Annotated in this window: 22 protein-coding genes; 13 read left to right on the forward strand and 9 right to left on the reverse strand. The window is 58.9% G+C overall.

The genetic code is table 11. From position 1 onward, the window contains the following. Positions 1–189: 189 nt before the first annotated feature. The gene (locus tag ACIQU2_RS01840; RefSeq protein WP_403138035.1) at positions 190–1953 is read right to left on the reverse strand and encodes an L-lactate permease; all 1764 of its coding nucleotides are present in this window, start codon (positions 1951–1953) and stop codon (positions 190–192) included. A 172-nt stretch (positions 1954–2125) separates the two neighbouring features. Between ACIQU2_RS01840 and ACIQU2_RS01845 the strand changes: the two genes are divergently transcribed. Then, entirely contained in the window at positions 2126–2398 is a 273-nt protein-coding gene (locus tag ACIQU2_RS01845) for a hypothetical protein (RefSeq protein ID WP_403138036.1), read from the forward strand. Between the two features lie 694 nt (positions 2399–3092). Next, positions 3093–3533 (forward strand): cupin domain-containing protein, encoded by a 441-nt coding sequence (locus ACIQU2_RS01850; protein ID WP_403138038.1) that lies wholly within the window; start codon positions 3093–3095, stop codon positions 3531–3533. Between the two features lie 13 nt (positions 3534–3546). On the opposite strand, the gene ACIQU2_RS01855 is transcribed toward ACIQU2_RS01850, so the two are convergent. Continuing rightward, entirely contained in the window at positions 3547–4977 is a 1431-nt protein-coding gene (locus tag ACIQU2_RS01855; protein ID WP_403138040.1) for an MFS transporter, read from the reverse strand. Positions 4978–5111: 134 nt separating this feature from the next. Between ACIQU2_RS01855 and ACIQU2_RS01860 the strand changes: the two genes are divergently transcribed. The 6 genes from ACIQU2_RS01860 to ACIQU2_RS01885 all read left to right on the forward strand — a co-directional run bounded on the left by ACIQU2_RS01860 (position 5112) and on the right by ACIQU2_RS01885 (position 12132). Next, a complete protein-coding gene (locus ACIQU2_RS01860; protein ID WP_347804253.1) occupies positions 5112–6002 on the forward strand; it encodes a LysR family transcriptional regulator in 891 nt (296 codons plus the stop codon). A gap of 483 nt (positions 6003–6485) precedes the next feature. Beyond that, positions 6486–7874 (forward strand): diguanylate cyclase domain-containing protein, encoded by a 1389-nt coding sequence (locus tag ACIQU2_RS01865; RefSeq protein ID WP_403138043.1) that lies wholly within the window; start codon positions 6486–6488, stop codon positions 7872–7874. A 5-nt stretch (positions 7875–7879) separates the two neighbouring features. Then, complete coding sequence (locus ACIQU2_RS01870) at positions 7880–9208, forward strand: glycosyltransferase (protein WP_403138045.1); 1329 nt, start codon at positions 7880–7882, stop codon at positions 9206–9208. Positions 9209–9210: 2 nt separating this feature from the next. Then, positions 9211–10059, forward strand: coding sequence for a hypothetical protein (locus tag ACIQU2_RS01875; protein WP_347804256.1), 849 nt, complete (start codon positions 9211–9213; stop codon positions 10057–10059). Positions 10060–10065: 6 nt separating this feature from the next. After that, complete coding sequence (locus ACIQU2_RS01880) at positions 10066–11181, forward strand: HlyD family secretion protein (protein ID WP_403138047.1); 1116 nt, start codon at positions 10066–10068, stop codon at positions 11179–11181. Between the two features lie 3 nt (positions 11182–11184). Beyond that, the gene (locus ACIQU2_RS01885) at positions 11185–12132 is read left to right on the forward strand and encodes an NAD-dependent epimerase/dehydratase family protein (protein WP_403138049.1); all 948 of its coding nucleotides are present in this window, start codon (positions 11185–11187) and stop codon (positions 12130–12132) included. On the opposite strand, the gene ACIQU2_RS01890 is transcribed toward ACIQU2_RS01885, so the two are convergent. Further along, positions 12104–12364 carry a hypothetical protein gene (locus ACIQU2_RS01890; protein WP_403138052.1) on the reverse strand — a complete coding sequence of 87 codons (261 nt, stop codon included), beginning with the start codon at positions 12362–12364 and terminating at the stop codon, positions 12104–12106. The two genes, ACIQU2_RS01885 and ACIQU2_RS01890, sit on opposite strands and share 29 nt — an antisense overlap. A gap of 297 nt (positions 12365–12661) precedes the next feature. Here ACIQU2_RS01890 and ACIQU2_RS01895 point away from each other — a divergent pair, with 297 nt between their 5' ends. Further along, positions 12662–13729, forward strand: a complete 1068-nt coding sequence (locus tag ACIQU2_RS01895) for a hypothetical protein (protein ID WP_403138054.1) — start codon at positions 12662–12664, stop codon at positions 13727–13729. Positions 13730–13745: 16 nt separating this feature from the next. Then, a complete protein-coding gene (locus ACIQU2_RS01900; RefSeq protein WP_347804260.1) occupies positions 13746–14099 on the forward strand; it encodes a DUF1428 domain-containing protein in 354 nt (117 codons plus the stop codon). Between the two features lie 14 nt (positions 14100–14113). On the opposite strand, the gene ACIQU2_RS01905 is transcribed toward ACIQU2_RS01900, so the two are convergent. Next, a complete protein-coding gene (locus ACIQU2_RS01905) occupies positions 14114–14308 on the reverse strand; it encodes a hypothetical protein (protein ID WP_008151815.1) in 195 nt (64 codons plus the stop codon). Positions 14309–14368: 60 nt separating this feature from the next. On the opposite strand from ACIQU2_RS01905, the gene thpR reads away from it, so the two are divergent. Beyond that, positions 14369–14908, forward strand: coding sequence for an RNA 2',3'-cyclic phosphodiesterase (gene thpR, locus ACIQU2_RS01910; protein ID WP_347804261.1), 540 nt, complete (start codon positions 14369–14371; stop codon positions 14906–14908). Between the two features lie 254 nt (positions 14909–15162). On the opposite strand, the gene ACIQU2_RS01915 is transcribed toward thpR, so the two are convergent. From ACIQU2_RS01915 to ACIQU2_RS01935, 5 genes are all read right to left on the reverse strand, one after another. Then, on the reverse strand, positions 15163–16260 hold the full coding sequence (locus tag ACIQU2_RS01915) for a polyamine ABC transporter substrate-binding protein (RefSeq protein ID WP_095132240.1): 1098 nt from the start codon (positions 16258–16260) through the stop codon (positions 15163–15165). A 56-nt stretch (positions 16261–16316) separates the two neighbouring features. Continuing rightward, on the reverse strand, positions 16317–17201 hold the full coding sequence (locus ACIQU2_RS01920) for an ABC transporter permease subunit (RefSeq protein WP_347804263.1): 885 nt from the start codon (positions 17199–17201) through the stop codon (positions 16317–16319). Next, entirely contained in the window at positions 17198–18079 is an 882-nt protein-coding gene (locus ACIQU2_RS01925; RefSeq protein ID WP_403138307.1) for an ABC transporter permease subunit, read from the reverse strand. The genes ACIQU2_RS01920 and ACIQU2_RS01925 overlap by 4 nt, the downstream gene beginning before the upstream one ends. A gap of 29 nt (positions 18080–18108) precedes the next feature. Beyond that, positions 18109–19251 (reverse strand): polyamine ABC transporter ATP-binding protein, encoded by a 1143-nt coding sequence (potA, locus tag ACIQU2_RS01930; RefSeq protein ID WP_403138058.1) that lies wholly within the window; start codon positions 19249–19251, stop codon positions 18109–18111. A gap of 367 nt (positions 19252–19618) precedes the next feature. Beyond that, complete coding sequence (locus ACIQU2_RS01935; RefSeq protein WP_403138060.1) at positions 19619–20380, reverse strand: gamma-glutamyl-gamma-aminobutyrate hydrolase family protein; 762 nt, start codon at positions 20378–20380, stop codon at positions 19619–19621. Positions 20381–20660: 280 nt separating this feature from the next. On the opposite strand from ACIQU2_RS01935, the gene ACIQU2_RS01940 reads away from it, so the two are divergent. After that, entirely contained in the window at positions 20661–22037 is a 1377-nt protein-coding gene (locus ACIQU2_RS01940; RefSeq protein WP_033056466.1) for a glutamine synthetase family protein, read from the forward strand. Between the two features lie 190 nt (positions 22038–22227). Beyond that, positions 22228–23718, forward strand: coding sequence for an aldehyde dehydrogenase (locus tag ACIQU2_RS01945; protein ID WP_403138062.1), 1491 nt, complete (start codon positions 22228–22230; stop codon positions 23716–23718). Positions 23719–23752 lie beyond the last annotated feature (34 nt).

The raw sequence follows: 23752 nt of genomic DNA on the forward strand, positions 1-23752 counted from the left end.
CCTGGGGCGTTCTACTGTCTATGTGTTGTTGGCTGGTCGAACCAGTTTTCGGTTCGAAGGTTCGAGCAACGCTGCGACTTGGGGGGGGGCGTAAAGCTTGCTGATCACTTAAAGAAGTCATGAGTCAGTGAGAGTCCTGCCGCCATGCCCAAACGATGACCCCAGGCATGGCTGACAGGTTTGCGTCAATCAATGCCCGCCCACAACCATACTGCTGAACGGCTCCACATACGCCTGCAACGTCACCAAACCACCGACCAGAATGGCCAGGATGATCGAGTGGAAAAACACATAACGCAGGATTTCCCCTTCATGCCCGTACCAGCGGGTGGCGGTGGAGGCCACCACGATCGACTGCGCGTCGACCATCTTGCCCATGACCCCGCCGGAACTGTTGGCGGCAGCCATCAGCACCGGGCTGATCCCCAACTGCTCGGCGGTCACCCGTTGCAAGCCGCCGAACAGCACGTTGGACGCCGTGTCCGAGCCGGTCAACGCCACGCCGAGCCAGCCGAGCAGGGTGCCGAACATGGGGTAGAAGATGCCCGTCGCGGCGAAGGCCAGGCCCATGGTGGCGTCCAGGCCCGAGTAGCGGGTGAGGAAGCCCAGGGCGAGCATCGCCACGATAGTAATCAACGAGTAACGCACCAACCAGATCGTTCGCAGGTAATGGTGGATCAACTGCGGGATGGAGTAACCCATCAGCAACCCGCCGAGGATCGCCGACAACAGGATGCCGCTACCGGTGGCGGTGAACCAGTTGAACTTGTAGATCGCCTCTTCGGTTTTCGGCGCAGGCACCACCGGTGGAACCTTCTCGATCTGCTGGTGAATGGTGGTGAAGGTCAGCGTCGGGGCGAAAATCGGGTTGGCTTCGCGCATCGGTTTGCCTTGCGGGTCGAGTTTGGCCGAGCTGGTCGCCGGATCGATCGCCGCGCGAGTATCGAACATGTTTTTGAAGCTCTGTGTGCCCCAGGCGAACACAAAGATCGTGAGGATGATCCAAGGCATCCAGGCGCGCATCACCGCCGAGCGGTTTTCGCTGTTGAAGGTGGCGGTCGCCGTGGGTTGTACGTCGTGCTCATCGTCGATCTTTGAGTTGTCTACCCGCCCTGACAGCGCGGCGGAGGTATGGATGGTGGCCGGTTTCCAGACCTTGATGAAACCGGTCAGGCAGGCCATGGAAATCAGCGCGGCGATCACGTCCACCAGCATCGGCCCGTGGTAGTTGGACACCAGGAACTGCGGCACGGCAAAACTGACCCCGGCCACCAGAATCGCCGGCCAGATTTCCAGCATCTTGCGCCAGCCGGCGAAGGCCCAGATCAACCAGAACGGCACGATCACCGAGAAGAACGGCAGTTGCCGGCCAACCATCATCGACAGCTCCATTTCGTCCAGCCCGGTTACCTTGGCCAGGGTAATGATCGGCGTGCCCAGCGCACCGAACGCCACGGGCGCGGTGTTGGCGATCAACGCCAGGCCAGACGCGGCCAGAGGCGAGAAGCCCAACCCGATCAGAATCGCCCCGGTCACCGCCACCGGTGTGCCGAATCCGGCAGCCCCTTCGAAGAAAGCACCGAAGCAGAAGGCAATCAGCAGCAATTGCAGGCGTCGATCGTCGGTGATGCGCGCGAGGGAATCCTGCAGCACTTTGAACGAGCCGTTCTCGGTGGTCAGCCGATGCAGGAAGATGATGTTAAGCACAATCCAGCCAATGGGCAGCAAGCCGTTGGCGGCGCCGTACAGTGCGGCCGAGCCGGCCATGTTCGCCGGCATGCCGAAGGCGAAGATCGCGATCAGCAGCGCAGACGCCAAGGCCATCAATGCGGCCAGATGCGCCTTGATATGGAAAAACGCCAGGGCTGCCAGCATCACCACGACCGGCACTGCTGCCATGAGGGTTGAAAGTATCGGGTTGCCGAACGGATCGTAGATTTGCTGCCAGACCATGTTCCACCTCTGCTTTTTATTGTTGGGAGTGCAGACCCCTTAGGGGCGGTGGCTTCTAGTATAGGGGGCATTACGCCGCTGTCCTGGCAGGCCTTTTAGTGGGCCGCACTGAGCTAACATGGCCAATGGGTAAATGCGCTACTCGGACTTCAACGACGGGAGAAATGCAGCCATGACTGAACGCCATATGCACCACAAGGAAACGCTGTCCAACGGATGCAAGATCGAGGTCAAAGCCGAGATATTGAAGGACGGCTCACTGGGGATGTTCATCGGTGTTTACCGGCCGGACGGCACGGCCATTTTTGAGGATCACGATCCAAAACCGCATCTGCTGGACATGGAGGCCGCCTTGGATTGGGGTATCGAAACGGCGAGAGACGTCGGTAACAGCCAAAGAACGCTATATGCCCTGGCTCTGGCACCCACATGTACAAGGCGATAACCACCATGAAGAAAGAGCAGGTCGGTGCAAAAGAAGAAGAGGGAGGAGATTGGCCTCTCAGCGGATAGACGCGAGAATCAAGGAACTGGAAGATTGGCGGGGGGTTCCAGAATGGTCGCACGCCGGAATCATCTGCACCGGTGAGACGTACAAGCAGGTTCCAAGGGCGCCTCGCTGGAAGACCCTTCAGGCCCGCACTGGCGATAGCATCTTTCCATCCTGCCGCGCTTCCCACAGGTCAAAATCGTTCTAAAAAAGCCTGCCTTGCGCTTTGGACTTTGTACTACTCTTGAAGTTGTAGGTGAAGACGCAGACTGATGCGCAAGCGGATGGCGAGGAAACGTGGGGCGCGTTCCGAAGGGTACACGGTTAGAAAGATCTCCGCGCTGAGATCCAGCCCTTATGCCGTGTGAAGCAGGACAGCACAAAACTGTTCTGTGGGAGTCCTGATAAACCTTGTAAGCCGGAGACCAGCACCGGCCACCTACTCGATTTACAAAGCCCGCCTTGTGCGGGCTTTTTCGTGTCCGCAGGAAACGTTTGTATCGGAACGTATCCGGTGCGCCTTCAGCTAACTCCGCATACAAATCCAAGGCATCTCGACACTTGCGCGATACACGGCGGCCTCCAAATAGAGCCACCGCATCCGCGGCAAGTTCCGCGCGCATTCCCGCGCACTGATTGGAGAAATGCCATGTCCCGTTTCAACCACCGTATCTCCGCTGGCATGCTCGGCGTCGCCGTTGCCGCGGCACTCACCGCCTTCGCGGGCCTCTCTCAAGCACAAGAGGCGCCACCGGTAAAAAGCTGGCAGGCGGGTCTTCACCGCACCGATCTGCTGCGCCAGGATCTCGACGTCGCCGGGCGTGAGGTGATCCAGGTCCGCGTTGATTTCGAGCCGGGTGTGGTGTCCCCCAAGCATTCGCATCCCGGGGTGGAAGTGGCCTACGTGATTGAGGGCACGTTTGAATATCAGCTCGAGGGTCGGCCACCGGTAACGCTCAAGGCTGGCGATTCCTTGTACATCCCCGCAGGCACCGCGCACGTCGCGAAGAACGTCGGCGCGAACAAAGCGTCTGAGCTGGCGACGTACATTGTGAAGAAAGACACGCCACTGGTCGTGCTGGAAAAGTAAACGACCTGTCGGCTTACCGGCGGTTATGACGCACTGCCAACGCGCGGCTTCCCAGCGCGATGGCCAGTGCGACAGCGATCAGCACCAGCGCCACGGCGAAGGTGATCCGCAGACCGCTGGCAACCGCTTCGGGTCGCGCCGTTGCAATGTCTACCGAGGACGATGCGAGCGCGAACACCGCGCCCAAGGCGGACGCACCTGTGATGAGCCCCAGATTGCGCGACAGGTTGAGCATGCCGGAGATGACGCCTCGCTGGTCCGGCTGAACATCCGCCATGACCGCCGTGTTGTTGGCTGTCTGGAACAGGGAATAGCCGATGGTTATCACGACCATGGGCAAGAGATAGCCGCCGATGCCGAACGTCTCCGGCAGCACCGACAGGGTGAAGCATCCGGTCGCCATTGCCGCGAGCCCGGCGAGAGTCATGCGTTGGGCGCCAAAGCGGTCGGCAATACGGCCAGCGGGCACACCGGTCAGAGCCGCGACAAATGGCCCGACCGACAAGACCAGTCCAACCAGAACCGCATCGAGCCCCAGCCCATGCGCGAGATAGAAGGGCCCGACCACGAGTGTCGCCATCATCACGGTCGCGACGAGCAGGCTCATGGCGAGGCTGCCACTGAGCACGGGGTCGCGGAACATCGCCAATCGAATCAACGGTGAGGTGACTCGAGCCTCGGCGCACACGAAGAGGCCGACGCCGACGCCCGCCGCCAACAGCAAGGCGATGTTGATCGGCCCGAAGCTGCCTCGCCCAAGGGTCATGGCCAGCGCATAAGCGGCGAGTGTCAACGCCAGCAGCAGTGTGCCCAGCGGGTCGAAGCCAGCACGATCGGTCTTGGGCTTCGGGCGATCGGCGGGCAAGTAGCGATGCGCGAGCACTAACGTCAGCAAGCCCAGCGGTACGCTGATGAGGAAGATCGCCTGCCAGCCAAACCCGCCAATCAGCAGGCCACCGAACGACGGCCCCATCGCGGTGCCAATCGCCGACATCGTCCCGAGCAAGCCCATGGCGCTGCCGGTTTTTGCCTTCGCGACCGTCTCGCCGACAAAGGCCATGGTCAGTGCCATCATGATTGCTGCACCGATTCCCTGCAGCGCCCGGGCGCCAATCAGCATCCAGAGCGTGGGCGCAAAGCCGCACAGGGCCGACGCCAGCGTGAACAAGCCGATGCCGGCCAAAAGCAGCCGCCGACGCCCAGTGATGTCACCGAGCCGACCGACACTGACAATCAGGGTGGTAATGGCCAGAAGGTAGGCGAGGACGATCCATTGCACGTGCTGGAAGGAGGCGTTGTACACCTGCGCCAGGGTCGGCAAACCCACATTGGCGATACTGGTGCCGAGCGAGGACAGCAGCATCGCCAGCGAAAGACTGGCCAGCGCCCACCGAACCGACGGCGTCTGTTGCGCAAGCTGTGCGACTGCACTGATGGATTTCATTGTGTCCCTCTTTTCTGGCCACTCCCGAAGCGGAGCTATCAGAAAGCTACGCCTCGGCCTAATATGGCGAAAGGCGCACCGTTTGCACTTGATACGTGCGTTCAACGCCATATCTCTCTGCCGCGGGGCGCTGCATGTCCACTCCCGATTTCAACTTGCTGATCACCCTTGATGTGCTGCTCGCCGAAGGCAGCGTGGCGCGCGCCGCCAAGCGCTTGCGGCTGAGCCCGTCGGCCATGAGCCGGGCACTGGCGCGATTGCGTGAAACCACCGGCGATCCGCTGTTGGTCAGGGCCGGGCGGGGTCTGGTGCCCACCCCGCGAGCGCTCGAACTGCGCGAGCGGGTCAGTCAGCTGGTGCAGGACGCAGAAGCGGTCCTTCGGCCTGCCGAGCAACCCGACCTCAAACAGCTGAGCCGCACGTTCACGCTGCGCACCAGTGAAGGCTTTGTCGAGAATTTTGGCGTGGACCTAATTGCCCGTGTCGCCGAGCAAGCCCCTGGTGTGCGGCTGCGCTTCATGCACAAACCCGATAAAGACAGCACGTCACTGCGCGATGGGACTGTCGATCTGGAAACGGGTGTGGTGGGGAAGACCACTGGGCCGGAGTTGCGTACCCAGGGCTTGTTCCGGGACCGTTTTGTTGGCGTCGTGCGAATGGGGCATCCGCTGAGCGAAGGCGAGATGACCCCCGCGCGTTATGCGGCAGGCAGCCACATCGGCGTCTCTCGGCGGGGGCTCGACAAGGGACCCATTGATGAAGCCCTTGAGCTCCTGGAACTGGAGCGGCACATAGCAACAATCGTTGCAGGCTTCTCCACTGCGCTGGCGCTCGCCCGGGTCACTGACCTGATCGCCAGCGTTCCCGAACGGCACACCGCCAACCTGCGCACCGGCATGCACAGCTTTGCACTGCCGTTGTCTCTGCCGGCGTTCACTGTCGCCATGCTCTGGCATCCGCGGCTGGATGCCGATCCTGTGCATCGCTGGTTGCGGGGTTGCCTTCGGGATGTTTGTGCTGACTAAGAAAGTTGTCAGTTTTTTGAACTAATGTTCATTATTGAAACAATAATGTTTCACTCGTGTAACTGCTGCATGACTATTCTGGTTCTATAAAGTGAGTAATTTTGGAATAAAAATACTTTGAACTTATTAATATGCAGGCGGTTACCGAAAGCTGTCGCAAATGGGAATTAACTGCTGATGCCATTAAATAGCGCAACGCTATCAATGGTGGCCATTAACTAGTAGTGAGTATAGTTGTAACGCTTGAGTTACTTAGTATGTTTAACCTGATGAAATATAAATGATTATTTTTTGTGGTAAGCAGGCGATTTGCTGAGCAGCAACGCAGCGAGCCAGTCGGGATCCAATTAAAGTTAATGGCGAAATATTGGCGGTCGATATGTCAAAAAATAACTTCATAATAATACTGACGTTTTTCTGCTGCGGTGCTAGTGTTTCTAACTCATCTTAACCGTACTTGTCTGTCTGCAGAGGCTGTGCGTCATGCCCACTCCAACTCCACGGATTGCGATACTGGGTAATAGAATTCCAAGCTTGGATCTTCCGGAGCTTGAGCACTTCGCCGATCTGGGCAGCTTGTTGGCTGCACCCGCCTTTGATGTCGTGCTGCTGGACCTGCCAGCGGTTTATGCCGGGCGGGTGCTTCGAAAATTGCGCGTCATTCCCCCTTATCGCTACAGCCTCATTTACTGCTGCCGTGATCAGAACGACTGGTGTGAAGCCTTGGGTGATGGCGCGTGCCCTGTCGATTCCAGCGAAACAAGAACCCTCTGGGGGGTGTGGCGAGAACGTTACAGGTTGTTCACACAGGGTTCTGCCCCCGAGCGTTTTGAAAGTCGGGTGCTTTCATGGTTGTGGTTGCGCGACAACGCCCACATCTATGCCCTTCGAGACCCGGAGGTGCCTCAGCATTATCGCTATCCGTTGCTGGACGCCTTGGCTGATAACGAGCAGGTCAACTCGTTTGTCTGGCTCAGTTTGATGGTGCAGCAGGACTGGCTGGAAGAGGGGATTCTGGTCGATCGCGTTCGCCTGTGTTCGGAGTGTGGCTCGGGCCGGCTCAATTACATTGATGTGTGTGCCGAATGTCAGGCCCTGGACATTTCACGGCAGCCGTCATTGCACTGCTTTACCTGTGGGCATGTAGGGCCACAGGAATCCTTTCTCAAGGACGGGGTGTTGTTGTGCCCCAACTGCTTGAACCGGTTGCGCCATATCGGCAGTGATTACGACCGCCCTATGGAGAACTATCGCTGTCGGTCATGTCAGGCGTTTTTTGTCGATGCCGAAGTGCAGGCGCGTTGCCTGGATTGCGGCCTGTCACACACGCCTGACAAGTTGCGAGTACGCGAGGTCAGAGATTTCCGCCTGGCCGAGGCCGGCCGTTTCCGCTGCCGCCAGGAGTTCAGCGATCAAACGGTCCATCACTTCGGTCGACTCAATCTGTTAGGTGGCAAGGATTTCTATGACCTGCTGACCTGGCAGATGCAGGTCGTACGCCGCTACCAGTCGCCTGCCTTCTCACTGCTCGGTCTGCGCTTCGTCAACCTGGCCGATACGTTGACTCGCCTGGGTGAACACCACGGCCATGCCTTCATCGATAGCGTGGCTGATCGATTGAAGGAAACCGTCAGGGATACAGACCGCTGCTCTCGAAGTACCGAAGAGTACTTCTGGATCATGCTTCCCCATACCGATGGCAACGGCCTGGAAACCGTCAAACAACGCTTGAGTCGGGTTGCCGAGTTGTTTTCAGCACCGGAGGTCAGCGACATTTCCTTGCGTGTCGTCAGCATCACGGCGCCCCAGGATCTGCTCGAACAGGAAGATGGTGAACTACTACTGGCCCGTCTGGCCAGTGAGTTGGCGTGACCGCCATGAGCCCTTTCCTGGAGCAACTCCTCAGCGCACTCAGCGGGCTCATGGGGCCGGATGGTTTGAGCCGGGTGTTTTTCATGCTTTTCCCTTTGTTTCTGATCTTTGAATTGCCCCTGATGATCATGGTGATGCTGGGTGTTTTGCGCTGGTTCGCACGTCGGCGCACCCGTGTACCGAGGATCAGTCTCTATCGGCCCAAGGTCTCTTGCATCATTACCTGCTACAGCGAAGGGATGGACGTTCAGACCACGCTGTTAAGCCTGTGCGAGCAAACGTACCCCGGCCACATCGAGATGATTCCGGTGGTGGACGGGGCCACGGTGAACCAGCCGACGCTCAGCGCCGTTCGCAGTTTCAACGTGGATCCGCAGTTATACCCCAGACGGCATTTGCGCCCGATCGCCAAATGGCAGAGGGGCGGGCGGGTGTCGTCGCTGAACGCCGGCCTGTCGCTTGCCAGCGGTGAAATCGTGATGGCGCTTGATGGTGATACGTCCTTCGACAACAACATGGTCAGCTCCATCGTGCGCCATTTCGAGGACCCGACGGTGCCTGCGGTTGCCGGTAGCCTGCGAGTGCGCAATGTCTGGGCTTCGTGGGTGACCGCGATGCAGGCGCTGGAATACCTGTTGTCCATCCACATGTCGAAAATCGGTCTGGCCGAATGGAACCTGGTCAATAACGTCTCGGGGGCCTTCGGGGCATTCCGCCGCAGCTTTCTGGTGAAAATCGGTGGCTGGAACACGCACACCGCGGAGGATCTGGACCTGACGTTGCGCATCAAGAGTTACTTCAAGCGACACGATTTGAGGATTCCCTTCGAGCCGGAAGCGATTGGACACACCGATGCACCGTCGACGCTCAGTCAGTTCCTGATGCAGCGCTTGCGCTGGGACGGCGACCTGTTTTTTCTGTACATCAGAAAGCACAACCACAACATCAACCCCAACTTGTTGGGCTGGCCGACCTTTCTGATGATCTTGCTCAGCGGCTTCTTTTTTCAGCTGGTGCTGCCGTTCCTCATCTTCAGCTACACCTTGCTGGCGTTATTTGTTCTGCCGGGAAAGACGCTGTTGTTTCTATTTGTACTGATCTATGCGCTGTACCTGACGATCACCGCGCTGTTGTTCGGCGCCATGTTGTTGATGGTGTCCGACCGACCAGCAAAGGACATGGTCCTGGGGTTGTTGGTGCCTTTCTTTCCGCTGTTCATGCTAATCCTGCGGTGCTGGAGCGCAGTGGCCATGCTCAACGAGATCTTTCGCCGGGGCCACGAAGAAAGCTCGATGGCACCGTGGTGGGTGCTTAAACGAGCCACGAGGTTTTGATTATGCGATCGATAGTTCTGCTGCTGACGCTGTCGTTGCCCCCCACGATACTGGCCGCACAACCCCTTTCGGCTCCGGCGGCGGGGGCGCCGTCGAGCCAATGGTCCCAGGCCAGTTATGTCTGGGACAGCGAAGCGTTGCTCGATCCCGATCAACGTAAGGCGGAGCTCGAGCAACTGCGTAAAGCCGGGATGGACAAGATCTACCTTGGCCTCAAGTCCTCCCAGTTGAAAGACCTTGCCACGACGCGCCAGCGGCTGGAGCAATTGCTGCAGGACGCGGCCGGCAAGGGGGTGCAAGTCAGTCTGTTGCTCGGCGATCCGGCCTGGATCGAGCCGCAGGAACGCCATCAGCTCACCGATTTACTGGCGAAGCTCAAAGGGCTTTCATTCACCAGCCTGCACCTGGACCTGGAACTCGAACAACTGGGCGTGCCGGTCCCGGATCAGCGCTTGAAGGACTTGCTCGATACCTTGCGCGCAGCCTCCGCAGCCAGCCCATGGCCGGTAGAAATCTCCAGCCATCATCGTTGGTTTGCTGAGGCAAAACCCGGGAAAACCTGTCTGCCGTGTGCGCTTCCCGAGGCGGGCGTGCGTCAGGTCAGCCTGATGATCTACACCCGTAACCCGAAAAACAGCGCACGAATGGCAGAGCAGATCGCCCAACGCTGGCCCGATCTGCAGTTTCGCCTGGCGCAAAGCACGGAGCCGCAACTGGATGCCACTGAATCCTGGGCCGGCGCGTCGACTGAGCAGTTGCAGCACCAGACCAGTGTCTGGCGCGAACAGCTGCAACCACGGGGAATTGCCGGCATTGACTGGCAAGCCTGGCGAGACTTTCCAAAACGGTGAGCCGTCATGAAAATTCGATTCGATAGTCGCAAAGAACTGAACCCCACCCAGGAACAGGGTTTGACTGTGCTCTACGCGCCGGGCAAACGCATGGCGTTTCGCGTGCGTTGGTATTTGATCCTGTTCCTGGTCGCGAGCCCCTTGATCTGGCTGGGAGGGAAGCTGGCTTACGGCATGTTGATGATCGACGCACCGGCGCAATTGCGCCTGCCGATACTTGAGGTGCGCGCGCGGGATGCCGGTCGGGTCGATCAGCTGTTCGTCATGGCCGGGGAGCAGGTCCAGATCGATCAACCGTTGGTCAGTCTCGACAATCCCGAATGGCGTGCGCGGCTATTGCAGCTCGCCGCGATGCCGACCAAAGCGGTGCCCACCACCAACACCAAACTGGACACGAGGGAGCGTCAGTTGCTCAGGACCCGAGTGAGCAGGACGGAGGAACGCGTGCAGGTGCTTGAGGACCTCGTTTTATCAGGCGCCGTCTCTCGTGGAGAAGTGCTGGCAGCCCAGTCTGAACTCGACGCTTTTAAAGCGGACCTGTTGGCGTTCGAGCGCCGCGAGCAACTGGCTCGTCAGTCACCGTTGAGCGTTGAGCGCGAGATTATTCAACAGACCGCCGAAAAACAGTGGTTGAAAACGCGCCTCGCCGCATTGTCGGTCAAGGCTACGCAGAGCGGTCGAATTGCGGAGGTGTTGGTCACGCCCGGCGAAAACGTCGGTGCGGGTACGTTGTTGATGCGCCTTGAGCGGCTGGAAGAGCCCCTGCTGTGGATTTATCTGGAACCGCTGAATATCAGCTACGCCGCGATCGGCCAGCCGCTGCGCGTTCGCATGCCCGATGGCGAGTGGTTGGCGGCCCATGTTGTCCAGGCCGTCGACAGCGCCGGTCGCACGCCGACGGTGTTGCGTGGGCCGTTCGCTACCAGCGAGATGGGCCTGCAGGTCGCTGCCCGGTTTGATCGCCCTCTGTCGCCGCGCTGGAGAATCGATCAACTGCCGTTGAATGTGCGCTTTCCCACCGACTGGCAACAAATGCTTAGTGACAGCCGTGAACTCATCGAGCAATTAGGCGACTTCATTGCAATGGACCGAACACCCACCACCGCACCGGGGAGTAAATAAATCATGACTGCTGATCGAATTCTAGTGACGGGCGGTGCCGGTTTCATCGGTTCGCACCTGGTCGAAGCACTGCTTGAAAGCGGTTATAGCGTTCGGGTACTGGACGATCTTTCCAGTGGAAAATTGTCGAATTTGCCGATTGATCGCTGCCATTTGACCCTGGTGGTGGGGGATGTCGCCGACGCGCCGACGGTGGAGCGGGCGATGAAAGACTGTAGCGCGGTGGTGCATCTGGCGGCGGTGGCCTCGGTGCAGGCGTCGGTCGATGACCCGGTCGCGACTCACCAAAGCAATTTCGTCGGTACGCTGAATATCTGCGAAGCCATGCGTCAGGCAGGCGTAAGACGAGTGGTTTACGCGTCCAGTGCGGCGATCTATGGCAACAATGGCGAGGGCATGGCGATTACCGAGGACACGCCCAAGAATCCGCTGACCCCGTATGCCGCCGACAAACTGGCCAGCGAACATTTCCTTGATTTCTATCGCCGCCAGCATGGTCTTGAACCGGTCATTCTGCGGTTTTTCAATATTTACGGACCGCGTCAGGACCCTTCATCGCCTTATTCCGGTGTCATCAGCATTTTCAGCGAGAGGGCGCAAAAAAAACTCCCCATCACGGTTTACGGTGATGGGGAGCAAACAAGGGATTTTGTTTACGTCAATGACCTCGTAAAGGTCCTGGTACAGGCGGTCGGTGAGTCAGAGCCGATTATCGAGCCGGTCAATGTCGGGTTTAACCGATCCACCAGCGTTAACGATCTGGCAGCGGCATTGAGCGAACTCCTGGGGCGACCCCTGACGTTGAACTACGACGCGCCACGTTCCGGTGACATCAAACATTCGCGCGCCGACAACAGTCGCCTGCTTGAGCGTTTTTCCTTGAACTCACCGACCTGTTTTACCGAGGGTCTGGGTCAACTGCTCAGAAGTATTGATTCCGGGGGGCGGTAGCGGCGAGCTCAGTCGTCAGCAGGTGATCCTCCAGCACATCGCTCAGGAACCGGAACTGATCATTGAGCCCGATCACTTCATTGTTGAAATGATTGGCGGCGGACGGCATCAGCAGCGCCTCGAAGTTTTTGTCGAACACCAGTTCGAACGTTTTGCGGGAAACGAATGACTGGGAATAGTAGTTGTTGCCGAACACCGCAAAGCTCACGGCCAGGGTCACGGAGTGAATCATGACGTGCGCTCCTCGGACAGGACGTACCAGGAAAAAACGCTCAGTGTGACGGCCGTCAGGGCCAGGCAGGTCAGGAGATGGATAATCATGATTCGCCCCTCCGATGCGGGGTTTTGCGTTGGGTTAAGGCTGATCCTACGCTGACGGTTTTTGAGCGGAAGGGCATTCGCGGCGATGGTGAATATCGACATAAGTGATGGTGGGATCATTGCTGACTGTTCCGGCCCCGGTGTGGTCAGCCACCTATACTCAGGCATATAGCCCTTGATCTGATTTCAACCCGAGAGAACCGCGATCTTGAACGTGCGTTCGCTTATCGTCGCCGTGTTGGTGGTACTGACGGGATGCGTCACGCCTGCGCCTGCGCCGGTGGAAGTGGTGCCGGTGGTTGTTTCCCAAAGCACCTGGCAGATGGTGGACCGGGAGATTGTCGCGGCGTCGCAATCGGCCACCGAGCAAACCAAAATCTACGCGCGCGGTGCCATGGATTACTGGCGAACGCGGGTCTATCAATTGACCGAAGAGAACTTCATTCCCTGGTTCAGCAGTTACTGGACCCAGGAATGGCTGTCGATGAAGGTCAGCTGGTACACGCTCAGCGCCAAGGGCGAGCAGGATGCCTCGGCCAAGCGCCTGGCGGCCTATCTGCTGGAGCAATACCAACAGCGTGTGCTGGCACCGGTCGCGGTGGAGATCGATCCCGACGCGATTCTCGGCCTGGCAACGGCGTTCTACGTGGACATTCTTCAGGAAGAACTGCAGAAAACCTCCCAGCGCCACGGTGTGCCAATGGCTCAGCTCAACGGGCGGATCCAGAAAATCCCCGCCATCGCCCTGGGGCCGCCGCCTGCCCGCGACGCCTCGCTCTATCAGGTCGTGCACACCCAGCCTCTGAATACGTTGCCGGCCTATGCGGCGCTGATCGAGAAAATCCACAAGGCAGGTGGCGACAAGGGCGTTGATTCGACAGACACCGCCATGGCGCCGGTGGCCAAGCGCGCCAGCCAACGGATGGAAGCCGAAATGGTCCCGCGAGGTGCGGCCAGTGCAGTAGCCGCTGCAGCAGGAAAATTGGCCGGGGGCTTGATTTCCGTGGGTGTGGCGGGGATTCGCGCGATTATCCAGGCCAATGATCGGCCTGACAGCGAGGCATTGATTCGCAGCAGTCTGGGTAACACGTTCGACAAGGCCTGGTTGAAGCTGGTGCAAAACCCGACCACCGGCGTGATGGCCGGTACGTTGTATATGGCGGCGCAGATCGAGGGCAATCTGGCGGGGAGCGCCGAAGTACCGTCGGTCAGTTCGGGCAGCGGATCTGTCGATTGGGGGCCGACGGAATCGACTAACCATCAGATCACCCCATAACCCAAGGAGAATGACCATGTCCTACGTTGATGGCTTCATCGCAGCCGTACCCACCGCCAACCGCGAAAAATTCAAGAAGCACGCCGAAACCGCCGCTGTCATTTTCAAGGAAAGCGGTGCCCTCAGCGTCGCCGAATGCTGGGGCGACGACGTCCCTGACGGCAAAGTGACCTCGTTTCCGATGGCGGTAAAACTCAAGGAAGACGAAACCGTGGTGTTTTCCTGGATCGTCTGGCCGGACAAGGCTACCCGCGATGCAGGCATGGAAAAACTCATGACCGATCCGCGCATGCAGCCAGACGTCAACCCGATGCCGTTCGATGGCCAGAGGCTGATCTTTGGCGGGTTCGAAATGATCGTAAAAGCCTGAAACAAACGACAGGATCACTCCGGCGTCGGGGTGGTCCTGCAACTCTTGCGATTACGAATCTCGCTGTCCGTCGGCCGCTCTTTGATGAACTCGAAGCGCGGCTCACCTTCGTTGTAATGAACCAGCCAGCCCCATTCCAGCTCGGACTCATCCTGACCGGGTTTCGGTGGCACGGCCCACCATGGTTCCTTGCTGATGATCTCCCGCATGGCCCCCTCCAGTTGAATCGTTTGCATGAACTATAACTTGGATGTCAGGAGGTGCCAGATATGAGCGACGAATCCCATGAGCCGTTAAAACGACTGTTTTTTGCCCTGAACTGCACACCCGAGCAACGTCGGGCCATTGCCCAATGGCGCAGCGCACTTGAACTCAGGAGCGGACGCCCGGTACCGGTGGAGAACTTTCATCTGACGTTGATGTTTTTGGGCGCTGTCGAGGTGGCGCAAATCGCCGATATCTGTTCGGCTGCTGCCAATATTCGAACGCCGGGTGTGCCTTTGAAGGTTGCGCTTGATCGGCTGGATGTCTGGCGCAGGGCAGGGGTGTTGGTGCTCGCGCCAGAGCAGGCATCGCCGGAGTTGCTTCGGCTGGTGTATGCGCTTGAGCAGGCGATGCTGCCGTTCGGGTTTGAGGATTCGCCGAAGGCGTTTCGGCCGCACCTGACGCTGATGCGTGATTACCGAGTGCCGGTGCCAGAGTCCGCGACGCCGCCCGAGTTCTATCTGCGGGCCGATCACTTCACCTTGTTCGAATCCCATAAGGGCCGCTACCGAGCGCTGGCCGAGTGGCCGCTCGCTCCATCATAAAAAAAGGCGCCCGAGGAGGGCGCCCAAATTCACCTTAACCGAGGAAGCCAGGTGAGGCCGTTCTACAGATAGGAGTGCAGCGGTGGTAAGGCGCTGCGTGAACGGAAAACAGAATTCAGGGTGTCCACAACCCCCTGTAGGAGCTGTCGAGTTCAACGAGGCTGCGATCTTTGGATCTTGATCCGGAAAAAACAAGATCAAAAGATCGCAGCCTCGTTGCACTCGACAGCTCCTACAGAAGCGGATTTTCGTGGTTACTTGCCGAGCTTCACTCGCGTCCACCCGCGGGTCATCACCCGCTGAACACCAATCGGCATGTCCGGAATCGCATACAACGTCGCCATCACAGCCTGCGACGGATACGACCCCGGATCATCCCGAATCGCTTCATCCACCAAAGGTGTAGCCGCCGCGTTGGCGTTGCTATAGCCGATGTTGTTGGTGATCTCGGCGATGATGTCCGGGCGCATCAGGAAGTTCATGAACAGGTAAGCGTTCTCGACGTTCGCTGCGTCCCGAGGGATCGCGACCATGTCGTAGAAACTGCCCGCGCCTTCCTTGGGAATGCTGTAATCGACCTTCACCTTATCGCCAGCTTCTTGGGCGCGCGCCTTGGCTTGCAGCACATCGCCGGAGTAACCGACCGCCACGCAGATGTTGCCGTTGGCCAGGTCCGAGATGTATTTCGACGAATGGAAGTACGCCACCGAAGGACGAATCTTCATGAACAGCGCTTCAGCTTCGGCGATCTGATCCTTGTTCTGCGAGTTCACCGGGTAACCCAGATAGTGCAGGGCGGCCGGGAGCATCTCGGTCGGCGAATCAAGGAAACTGATGCCGCACGCTTTCAGCTTCGCGGCGTTTTCCGGTTTGAACAGCAAGTCCCAGGAGTTGGTCGGCGCATTGCTGCCGAGCACTTCCTTGACCTTCTCCGGGTTGAAGCCGATGCCAATCGAGCCCCACATGTACGGGAAGGCGTGGCCGTTATCCGGGTCGCTGGCGGCAGCATTTTTCAGCAGGACCGGGTTGAGGTTTTTCCAGTTCGGCAGCTTCGACTTATCCAGTTCCTGATAGACGCCAGCCTTGATCTGCTTGGCCAGGAAACTGTTGGACGGCACGACGATGTCGTAGCCGGATTTGCCGGCGAGCAGCCGTGCCTCCAGGGTTTCATTGCTGTCGAACACATCGTAGGTCACGCGGATGCCGGTCTCGTCTTCGAACTTTTTGACGGTGTCCGGGGCGATGTAATCCGACCAGTTGTAGACGCGCAGTACCTTGTCATTGGCCTGGGCGCCGGTGGCAATCGCGCCCAATAAGGACAGTGTCAGCAGAGTCCTGCCAAACATTTTCATCGGTACAACTCCATTCTTTTTTTATTCAATACGCAAAGCTGTGAAACGCGACGGCACTAGGCCGTCGCTTCTACCATTTGCTTTTTAGGTTGCTGCCAGGATTCGCTGGCGGTCTGGTCCATCGCTTCCTGGATCGCACGTTTGCGGGTGGCTTCGGCGCGGCGGCTGAAGTACCAGACCATGAAGGTCACGATCGATACGGCGAGCAGAATCAGGCTGGCCACGGCATTGATCTCAGGCTTCACGCCCAGACGCACCGCCGAGAACACTTCCATCGGCAGGGTCGTGGAACCCGGGCCGGACACGAAACTCGCCAACACCAGGTCATCTAGCGACAGGGCAAACGACATCATGCCGCCGGCCGCCAGTGACGGCGCGATCATCGGAATGGTGATCAGGAAAAACACCTTGAACGGCTTCGCCCCGAGGTCCATGGCCGCTTCTTCGATGGACAGGTCCAGCTCACGCAAGCGCGCCGAAACCACCACCGCCACATACGCCGCACAGAAGGTGGTGTGGGCGATCCAGATGGTGACGATGCCACGTTCCTGCGGCCAGCCAATCAACTGCGCCATCGCCACGAACAGCAGTAACAGCGAAAGACCGGTGATCACTTCCGGCATCACCAGCGGCGCCGTCACCAAACCACCGAACAATGTGCGGCCCTTGAAGCGCGTGACGCGAGTCAGCACAAACGCCGCCAACGTCCCCAGCGCCACCGCAGCAATCGCGGTGTAGCAGGCGATTTCCAGCGAACGCACCACCGAACCCATCAGTTGCGAGTTATCGAGCAGGCCGGCGTACCACTTGAACGACCAGCCGCCCCATACGGTTACCAGTTTCGAGGCATTGAACGAGTAGATCACCAGAATCAACATCGGCAGGTAGATAAACGACAGACCGAAAATCAGCATGAACTTTGAAAATCCGAAGCGTTTCATCCCCGTGCCTCCATCTCTTTGGCCTGACTGCGGTTGAACAGCAGAATTGGCACAATCAGGATCAACAGCATCACCACCGCCAGGGCAGACGCCACCGGCCAGTCGCGGTTATTGAAGAACTCTTGCCACAGCACGCGACCGATCATCAGGGTCTCCGGGCCGCCCAGCAGTTCCGGAATCACGAACTCACCGACAACCGGAATGAACACCAGCATGCAGCCGGCGATGATCCCGTTCTTGGCCAACGGCACGGTGATTTTCCAGAAGTTGTTGAAGTTGCTCGAACCCAGGTCCGAACCCGCTTCCAGAAGGCTTTGATCGTGCTTGACCAGGTTGGCGTACAGCGGCAGCACCATGAATGGCAGATACGCATACACCACGCCGATATACACAGCGGTGTTGGTGTTGAGAATCTCGATCGGGTGCGACGTCAGCCCGGTCCACATCAGGAAGCCGTTGAGCAAACCGTTGTTGCTGAGAATGCCCATCCACGCGTAGACGCGGATCAGGATCGCCGTCCAGGTCGGCATCATGATCAGCAGCAGCAAAACGTTTTGCGATTCCTTGCTGGCCTTGGTGATGGCGTAGGCCATCGGAAAACCGATCACCAGGCACATCAGCGTGCTGAAGAAGGCGACCTTCAACGAGCCAAAGTAGGCCGAGATGTACAGCTCATCCTGGGTCAGCAAACTGTAGTTGCCGAGGTTCAGCAGCAGCTGAAATTTCTGCTCGGCGAAGGTGTAGATCTCCGAGTAAGGCGGAATGGCCAGGGCCGCTTCCGAGAAGCTGATCTTCATCACCAGGAAGAATGGCAACATGAAGAACAGGAACAGCCACAGGAAAGGAACCCCGATGACGAGCTTTCGACCACTCGGCATCAGCCGCATAAACTGCTGATTGAGTGTTTTCATGAGCGCAGTACCACGCCGCTGTCGTCTTCCCACCACACGTAGACTTGATCGTCCCAGGTCGGTCGCGCGCCACGGCGTTCGGCATTGGCCATTAACGACTGCACAACCTTGCCGCCAGGCAGTTCCACGTAAAACACCGAGTGGCCGCCGAGGTAGGCGATGTCATGCACCTTGCCACTGGACCAGTTGTAGCGGGTCTCGGGTTTGGTGGTACTGACCAGCAGTTTTTCCGGGCGGATGGCGTAGGTGATCGACTTGTCTTGCACCGACGTACTCACGCCGTGGCCGACGTAAATCTTCTGCTCCAGGTCCGGGCTGTGAATGATCGCGTGCCCCTCAAGGTCTTCCACAACCGTGCCGTCGAAGGCGTTCACGTTGCCGATGAATTCGCAGACCATGCGGCTGACCGGCGCCTCATAAATGTCCACCGGGCTGCCGATCTGCGCGATCCAGCCGAGGTGCATGATCGCGATGCGTTGGGCCATGGTCATGGCCTCTTCCTGATCGTGGGTCACCATCACGCAGGTCACGCCGACCCGCTCGATGATCTCCACCAGCTCCAGTTGCATCTGCGAACGCAGCTTCTTATCCAGCGCGCCCATCGGTTCGTCGAGCAGCAACAGCTTCGGACGCTTGGCCAGGGAGCGAGCCAATGCCACACGCTGACGCTGACCGCCGGACAGTTGATGCGGTTTGCGCTTGGCATATTGGGTCATGTGCACCAGTCGCAGCATCTCTTCAACGCGGGCGTCGATTTCGCTGGCGGACAGACGATCCTGCTTCAGGCCGAAGGCGATGTTCTGCGCCACCGTCATGTGCGGGAACAGCGCGTAGGACTGGAACATCATGTTGATCGGCCGTTCGTACGGCGGCATGTCGGTGATGTCGACACCGTCGAGCAGAATCCGCCCTTCGGTCGGGCGCTCGAAACCTGCGAGCATGCGCAGCAGGGTCGATTTACCGGAGCCGGAACCGCCGAGCAGGGCGAAGATTTCCCCTTGATGGATCTCAAGCGAGACATCGTCCACCGCGGTGGTTTCGTCGAATTTCTTGGTGACGCGGTCGACTTTCACCAGCACCTTTTTCGGTGACTGGTGACCTTCAAGAGCCTTCCTGTAGATGCTGGAGGCGTTTGCCATGTGAAACTCCCAACAGGTTTCAGTCGTCGGGCCAACGCGGCCTGACTTAATAGTTGATTGCAAGCTCAAGTCGGTGAGGCCAGTCCGTCATATCGCTGATCCCCTGTGGGAGCGAGCTTGCTCGCGATGGCGGTGTGTCAGTCGACATCAATGTTGACTGGGCCGCCCTCATCGCGAGCAAGCTCGCTCCCACAGGGATTTGCGTTTGACTTTCTGGCCCGCACTGAGTGGGCTTATTCGGCGCCGCCGTCCTGGCTGCCTGGTGGTACTTGTTGTTATCGCGTTTGTTGTTGTCGTGAGGGACTGGCGCGCAAAGGCACGCCCGCCTGACTCACGGGGGCAGTAAATGGATCAATCATGTTTGGAGTCAGCCCTTGTTACGTAGCGCCGCCCGTCGCCGGCATGCATCACCGAACGCCTGGAAAATACTCAAGTAGGGCGGATTCGAAAGCACCTGCCATTCCGGGTGCCACTGCACACCGACGGCGAAGGTCGGGCTGTGTTCCACCGAGATCGCTTCGATCAGGCCATCCGGTGCGACGGCTTCCGCACGCAGGCCGGGCGCCAGTCGGTCGATGCCCTGGCTGTGAATCGAATTGACCTGGAACACCTGCGGCAAATCCAGCGCCTCGAACACACCGCCCGGTTGCACGTTGACCGCATGCGCCGGTGCGTATTGCACGGCCAGGTCCGGATGATTCGCTTCCCGGTGATCAAGCATGCCGGGGAGTTCGTGGACCTTCTGATGCAGGCTGCCACCGAACGCCACGTTCATTTCCTGGAAGCCCCGGCAGATGCCAAGTACCGGAACGCCCGCCGCAATGGCCGCACGCAATAAGGGAAGGGTCGTGGCGTCCCGTTGCGGATCGTGATCCGTGCCGGGGGCGCTGTCGGGGCCTTGATAGTGGAAAGGTTCCACATTCGAGGGTGAGCCGGTCAGCAGCAGACCGTCGAGCTGCGCGAGCAGGTCATCGATTTCGGTCAGATCGCCTAAAGAAGGAATGACGACCGGCAGCCCCAAAGCCGCGACGCTGACAGCACGCAAGTACTTGTCGCCGCTGACATGGTAGGGGTGCAGGCCAATCTGTTTGACGCATGCAGTAACGCCGATCAATGGCTTGAGTGCCATTTTTATCACCTCGAAGTTTCACACTTGAACGAGCTTTTCCGGAGCTTAGCCTTGTTGATTTTAATTAACAACTCTCATGTAAAAAATTCTAAACGCCACACGTCCGATCTTCAGGATTTACACGGTGCGCAAGACTGATTTGGCACTCTCGTGCCCAAGAAAGGCCAGAAAATAAAGGTTGAGAGGTCAGGTGTTCGCTATTGACTTCACTTTGCCGTTCGGGTTGACTGGGCTCGCAACAAGGTAGTGAACATAATAATTAACAGCTAATAGGTGCATCATGTCGGTCCCTCTGCGTACCGTTCAACTCAACGAAGCAAACGCATTCCTTAAGAAATATCCTGAGGTTTTGTACGTCGACCTTCTGATTGCGGATATGAACGGTGTGGTGCGCGGCAAGCGCATCGAGCGCACCAGTCTTCATAAGGTTTACGAAAAAGGCATTAACCTCCCGGCGTCGCTGTTTGCTCTGGACATCAACGGTTCTACGGTAGAAAGCACCGGCCTGGGTCTGGACATCGGTGACTCAGACCGAATCTGCTTCCCCATCCCTGATACGCTCAGCATCGAGCCCTGGCAGAAGCGCCCGACCGCGCAACTGTTAATGACCATGCACGAACTCGAAGGCCAGCCGTTCTTCGCCGACCCTCGCGAAGTGTTGCGTCAGGTCGTGAGCAAGTTCGATGACATGGGCCTGACCATCTGCGCCGCGTTCGAACTCGAGTTCTATCTGATCGACCAGGACAACGTGAACGGTCGTCCGCAATCGCCACGTTCGCCGGTCTCCGGCAAACGTCCGATGTCGACTCAGGTCTACCTGATCGACGACCTGGACGAATACGTCGATTGCCTGCAAGACATCCTCGAAGGCGCGAAAGAGCAGGGCATTCCTGCCGACGCCATCGTCAAGGAAAGCGCCCCGGCGCAGTTCGAAGTGAACCTGCATCACGTCAATGACCCGATCAAGGCCTGCGACTACGCGGTGTTGCTCAAGCGTCTGGTGAAGAACATCGCCTACGACCACGAGATGGACACCACGTTTATGGCCAAGCCGTATCCGGGCCAGGCGGGCAATGGTTTGCACGTGCACATTTCGATTCTCGACAAAGAAGGCAACAACATCTTTGCCAGCGAGGATCCCGAGCAGAACGCCGCACTGCGTCACGCGATCGGCGGTGTGCTCGAGACCCTGCCGGCGCAGATGGCGTTCCTGTGTCCGAACGTCAACTCGTATCGTCGTTTCGGCGCGCAGTTCTACGTACCGAACTCGCCGAGCTGGGGCATCGACAACCGTACCGTGGCGGTACGTGTGCCGACCGGTTCGCCGGACTCCGTGCGCATCGAACACCGCGTAGCGGGCGCCGACGCCAACCCGTATCTGCTGATGGCGTCGGTCCTGGCTGGTATTCACCACGGCCTGACCAACGAAATCGAGCCGGGCGCACCGGTTGAAGGCAACAGCTACGAGCAGAACGAGCAGAGCCTGCCGAACAACCTGCGTGATGCACTGCGCGAACTGGACGACAGCGAAGTCATGGCCCGTTACATCGACCCGATGTACATCGACGTGTTCGTGGCGTGCAAGGAAAGCGAGCTGGCCGAGTTCGAAAACTCCATCTCGGACCTTGAGTACAACTGGTACTTGCACACCGTCTGATGGGCAGTTGCCCGCCAAATGGAGATACGACACATCTTTGATGGCGGGTAAATACCTCTGTAGGAGCTGCCGAAGGCTGCGATCTTTTGACTTTGTTTTTTAAGATCAAGATCAAAAGATCGCAGCCATCGGCAGCTCCTACAGGGCGCCAGGCAAACGATCACTTATTCCTCTGCGTCGAGTCACAACCATGACAAACACTCGCAGCGACTGGGAGCAACGCTTCCAGTCCTTGACACTCGAAGGCCGCGCGTTCATCGACGGCCAATACTGCCCGGCACTCAGCGGCGACACCTTTGAATGCATGAGCCCGGTCGACGGCCGTTTCCTGGCCAACGTCGCCAGCACCGACGAGGCCGACGCCAATGCGGCAGTCGCCGTTGCACGCCGTACCTTCGAATCCGGTATCTGGGCGCGGTTGGCACCCGCAGAACGCAAGCGCATTTTGATTCGCTTCGCCGACCTGATCCTGGCCAACCAGGAAGAACTCGCCCTGCTCGAAACCCTCGACATGGGCAAGCCGATTAACGATTCCATGAACATCGACATTCCAGCGACCGCCAACGCGATCCGCTGGAGCGCCGAGGCCATCGACAAGATCTACGACGAAGTTGCCGCCACGCCCCACGACCAACTCGGCCTCATCACCCGCGAACCAGCTGGTGTTGTCGCCGCCATCGTGCCGTGGAACTTCCCGCTGATCATGGCCAGCTGGAAGTTCGCCCCAGCCCTTGCGGCCGGCAACTCGTTCATCCTCAAGCCTTCGGAAAAGTCGCCACTGACCGCGATTCGCATCGCGCAACTGGCGCTGGATGCCGGCATCCCGAAAGGCGTGTTCAACGTCCTGCCGGGCTACGGTCACACTGTCGGCAAGGCACTGGCGTTGCACATGGACGTCGACGTGCTGGCCTTCACCGGCTCGACCGCGATTGCCAAGCAACTGCTGATCTACGCCGGGCAAAGCAACATGAAACGCGTCTGGCTCGAAGCAGGGGGGAAGAGCCCGAACGTGGTGTTCGCCGACGCGCCGGATTTGCGCGCGGCAGCACAAGCGGCGGCCGGTGCGATTGCCTTCAACCAGGGCGAAGTCTGCACCGCCGGTTCACGCTTGCTGGTAGAGCGTTCGATCCGCGAGCAGTTCATTCCGCTGCTGGTGGAAGCCCTGCAAGCCTGGAAACCGGGGCACGCTTTGGACCCGGAAACCACCGTCGGCGCGGTCGTCGATCAGCGTCAACTGGACAACGTGCTGCGCTACATCCAGGTCGGCAAAGACCAGGGCGCGCAACTGATCGCCGGCGGCAGCCGCACCCTCGAAGCCACCGGTGGCCTGTACGTGGAACCGGCGATTTTCGACGGCGTGACCAACGCCATGACCATCGCCCGGGAAGAAATCTTCGGCCCGGTGCTGTCGCTGATCACCTTCGACACCGAGGAAGAAGCGCTGGCCATCGCCAATGACAGCATCTTCGGCCTGGCCGCAGGCGTGTGGACCAGCAACCTGAGCAAGGCCCACACCTTCGCGCGCGGCTTGCGCGCCGGCAGCGTCTGGGTCAACCAGTACGACGGCGGCGACATGACCGCGCCGTTCGGCGGGTACAAGCAGTCGGGTAACGGTCGGGACAAATCGCTGCACGCGTTCGACAAATACACCGAACTCAAAGCGACCTGGATCAAGCTCTAATACCTATAAAAAACGACGGTCACCGGCACGCTGC

Origin of the sequence: Pseudomonas sp. NPDC098740 (genome assembly GCF_044760065.1) — a bacterium.
GTDB lineage: Bacteria > Pseudomonadota > Gammaproteobacteria > Pseudomonadales > Pseudomonadaceae > Aquipseudomonas > Aquipseudomonas rossensis.

Bases quoted from the DNA above. Each gene is read 5' to 3' on its own strand.
- ACIQU2_RS01880 (WP_403138047.1), top strand. From the start codon at position 10,066: ATGAAAATTCGATTCGATAGTCGCAAAGAACTGAACCCCACCCAGGAA.
- ACIQU2_RS01940 (WP_033056466.1), top strand. From the start codon at position 20,661: ATGTCGGTCCCTCTGCGTACCGTTCAACTCAACGAAGCAAACGCATTC.
- ACIQU2_RS01860 (WP_347804253.1), top strand. From the start codon at position 5,112: ATGTCCACTCCCGATTTCAACTTGCTGATCACCCTTGATGTGCTGCTC.
- ACIQU2_RS01890 (WP_403138052.1), bottom strand. From the start codon at position 12,364: ATGATTCACTCCGTGACCCTGGCCGTGAGCTTTGCGGTGTTCGGCAAC.
- ACIQU2_RS01875 (WP_347804256.1), top strand. From the start codon at position 9,211: ATGCGATCGATAGTTCTGCTGCTGACGCTGTCGTTGCCCCCCACGATA.
- ACIQU2_RS01855 (WP_403138040.1), bottom strand. From the start codon at position 4,977: ATGAAATCCATCAGTGCAGTCGCACAGCTTGCGCAACAGACGCCGTCG.
- ACIQU2_RS01885 (WP_403138049.1), top strand. From the start codon at position 11,185: ATGACTGCTGATCGAATTCTAGTGACGGGCGGTGCCGGTTTCATCGGT.
- ACIQU2_RS01900 (WP_347804260.1), top strand. From the start codon at position 13,746: ATGTCCTACGTTGATGGCTTCATCGCAGCCGTACCCACCGCCAACCGC.
- ACIQU2_RS01935 (WP_403138060.1), bottom strand. From the start codon at position 20,380: ATGGCACTCAAGCCATTGATCGGCGTTACTGCATGCGTCAAACAGATT.
- ACIQU2_RS01845 (WP_403138036.1), top strand. From the start codon at position 2,126: ATGACTGAACGCCATATGCACCACAAGGAAACGCTGTCCAACGGATGC.
- ACIQU2_RS01870 (WP_403138045.1), top strand. From the start codon at position 7,880: ATGAGCCCTTTCCTGGAGCAACTCCTCAGCGCACTCAGCGGGCTCATG.
- ACIQU2_RS01905 (WP_008151815.1), bottom strand. From the start codon at position 14,308: ATGCGGGAGATCATCAGCAAGGAACCATGGTGGGCCGTGCCACCGAAA.
- ACIQU2_RS01840 (WP_403138035.1), bottom strand. From the start codon at position 1,953: ATGGTCTGGCAGCAAATCTACGATCCGTTCGGCAACCCGATACTTTCA.
- ACIQU2_RS01925 (WP_403138307.1), bottom strand. From the start codon at position 18,079: ATGCCGAGTGGTCGAAAGCTCGTCATCGGGGTTCCTTTCCTGTGGCTG.
- ACIQU2_RS01850 (WP_403138038.1), top strand. From the start codon at position 3,093: ATGTCCCGTTTCAACCACCGTATCTCCGCTGGCATGCTCGGCGTCGCC.
- potA (WP_403138058.1), bottom strand. From the start codon at position 19,251: ATGGCAAACGCCTCCAGCATCTACAGGAAGGCTCTTGAAGGTCACCAG.
- thpR (WP_347804261.1), top strand. From the start codon at position 14,369: ATGAGCGACGAATCCCATGAGCCGTTAAAACGACTGTTTTTTGCCCTG.
- ACIQU2_RS01920 (WP_347804263.1), bottom strand. From the start codon at position 17,201: ATGAAACGCTTCGGATTTTCAAAGTTCATGCTGATTTTCGGTCTGTCG.
- ACIQU2_RS01865 (WP_403138043.1), top strand. From the start codon at position 6,486: ATGCCCACTCCAACTCCACGGATTGCGATACTGGGTAATAGAATTCCA.
- ACIQU2_RS01945 (WP_403138062.1), top strand. From the start codon at position 22,228: ATGACAAACACTCGCAGCGACTGGGAGCAACGCTTCCAGTCCTTGACA.
- ACIQU2_RS01915 (WP_095132240.1), bottom strand. From the start codon at position 16,260: ATGAAAATGTTTGGCAGGACTCTGCTGACACTGTCCTTATTGGGCGCG.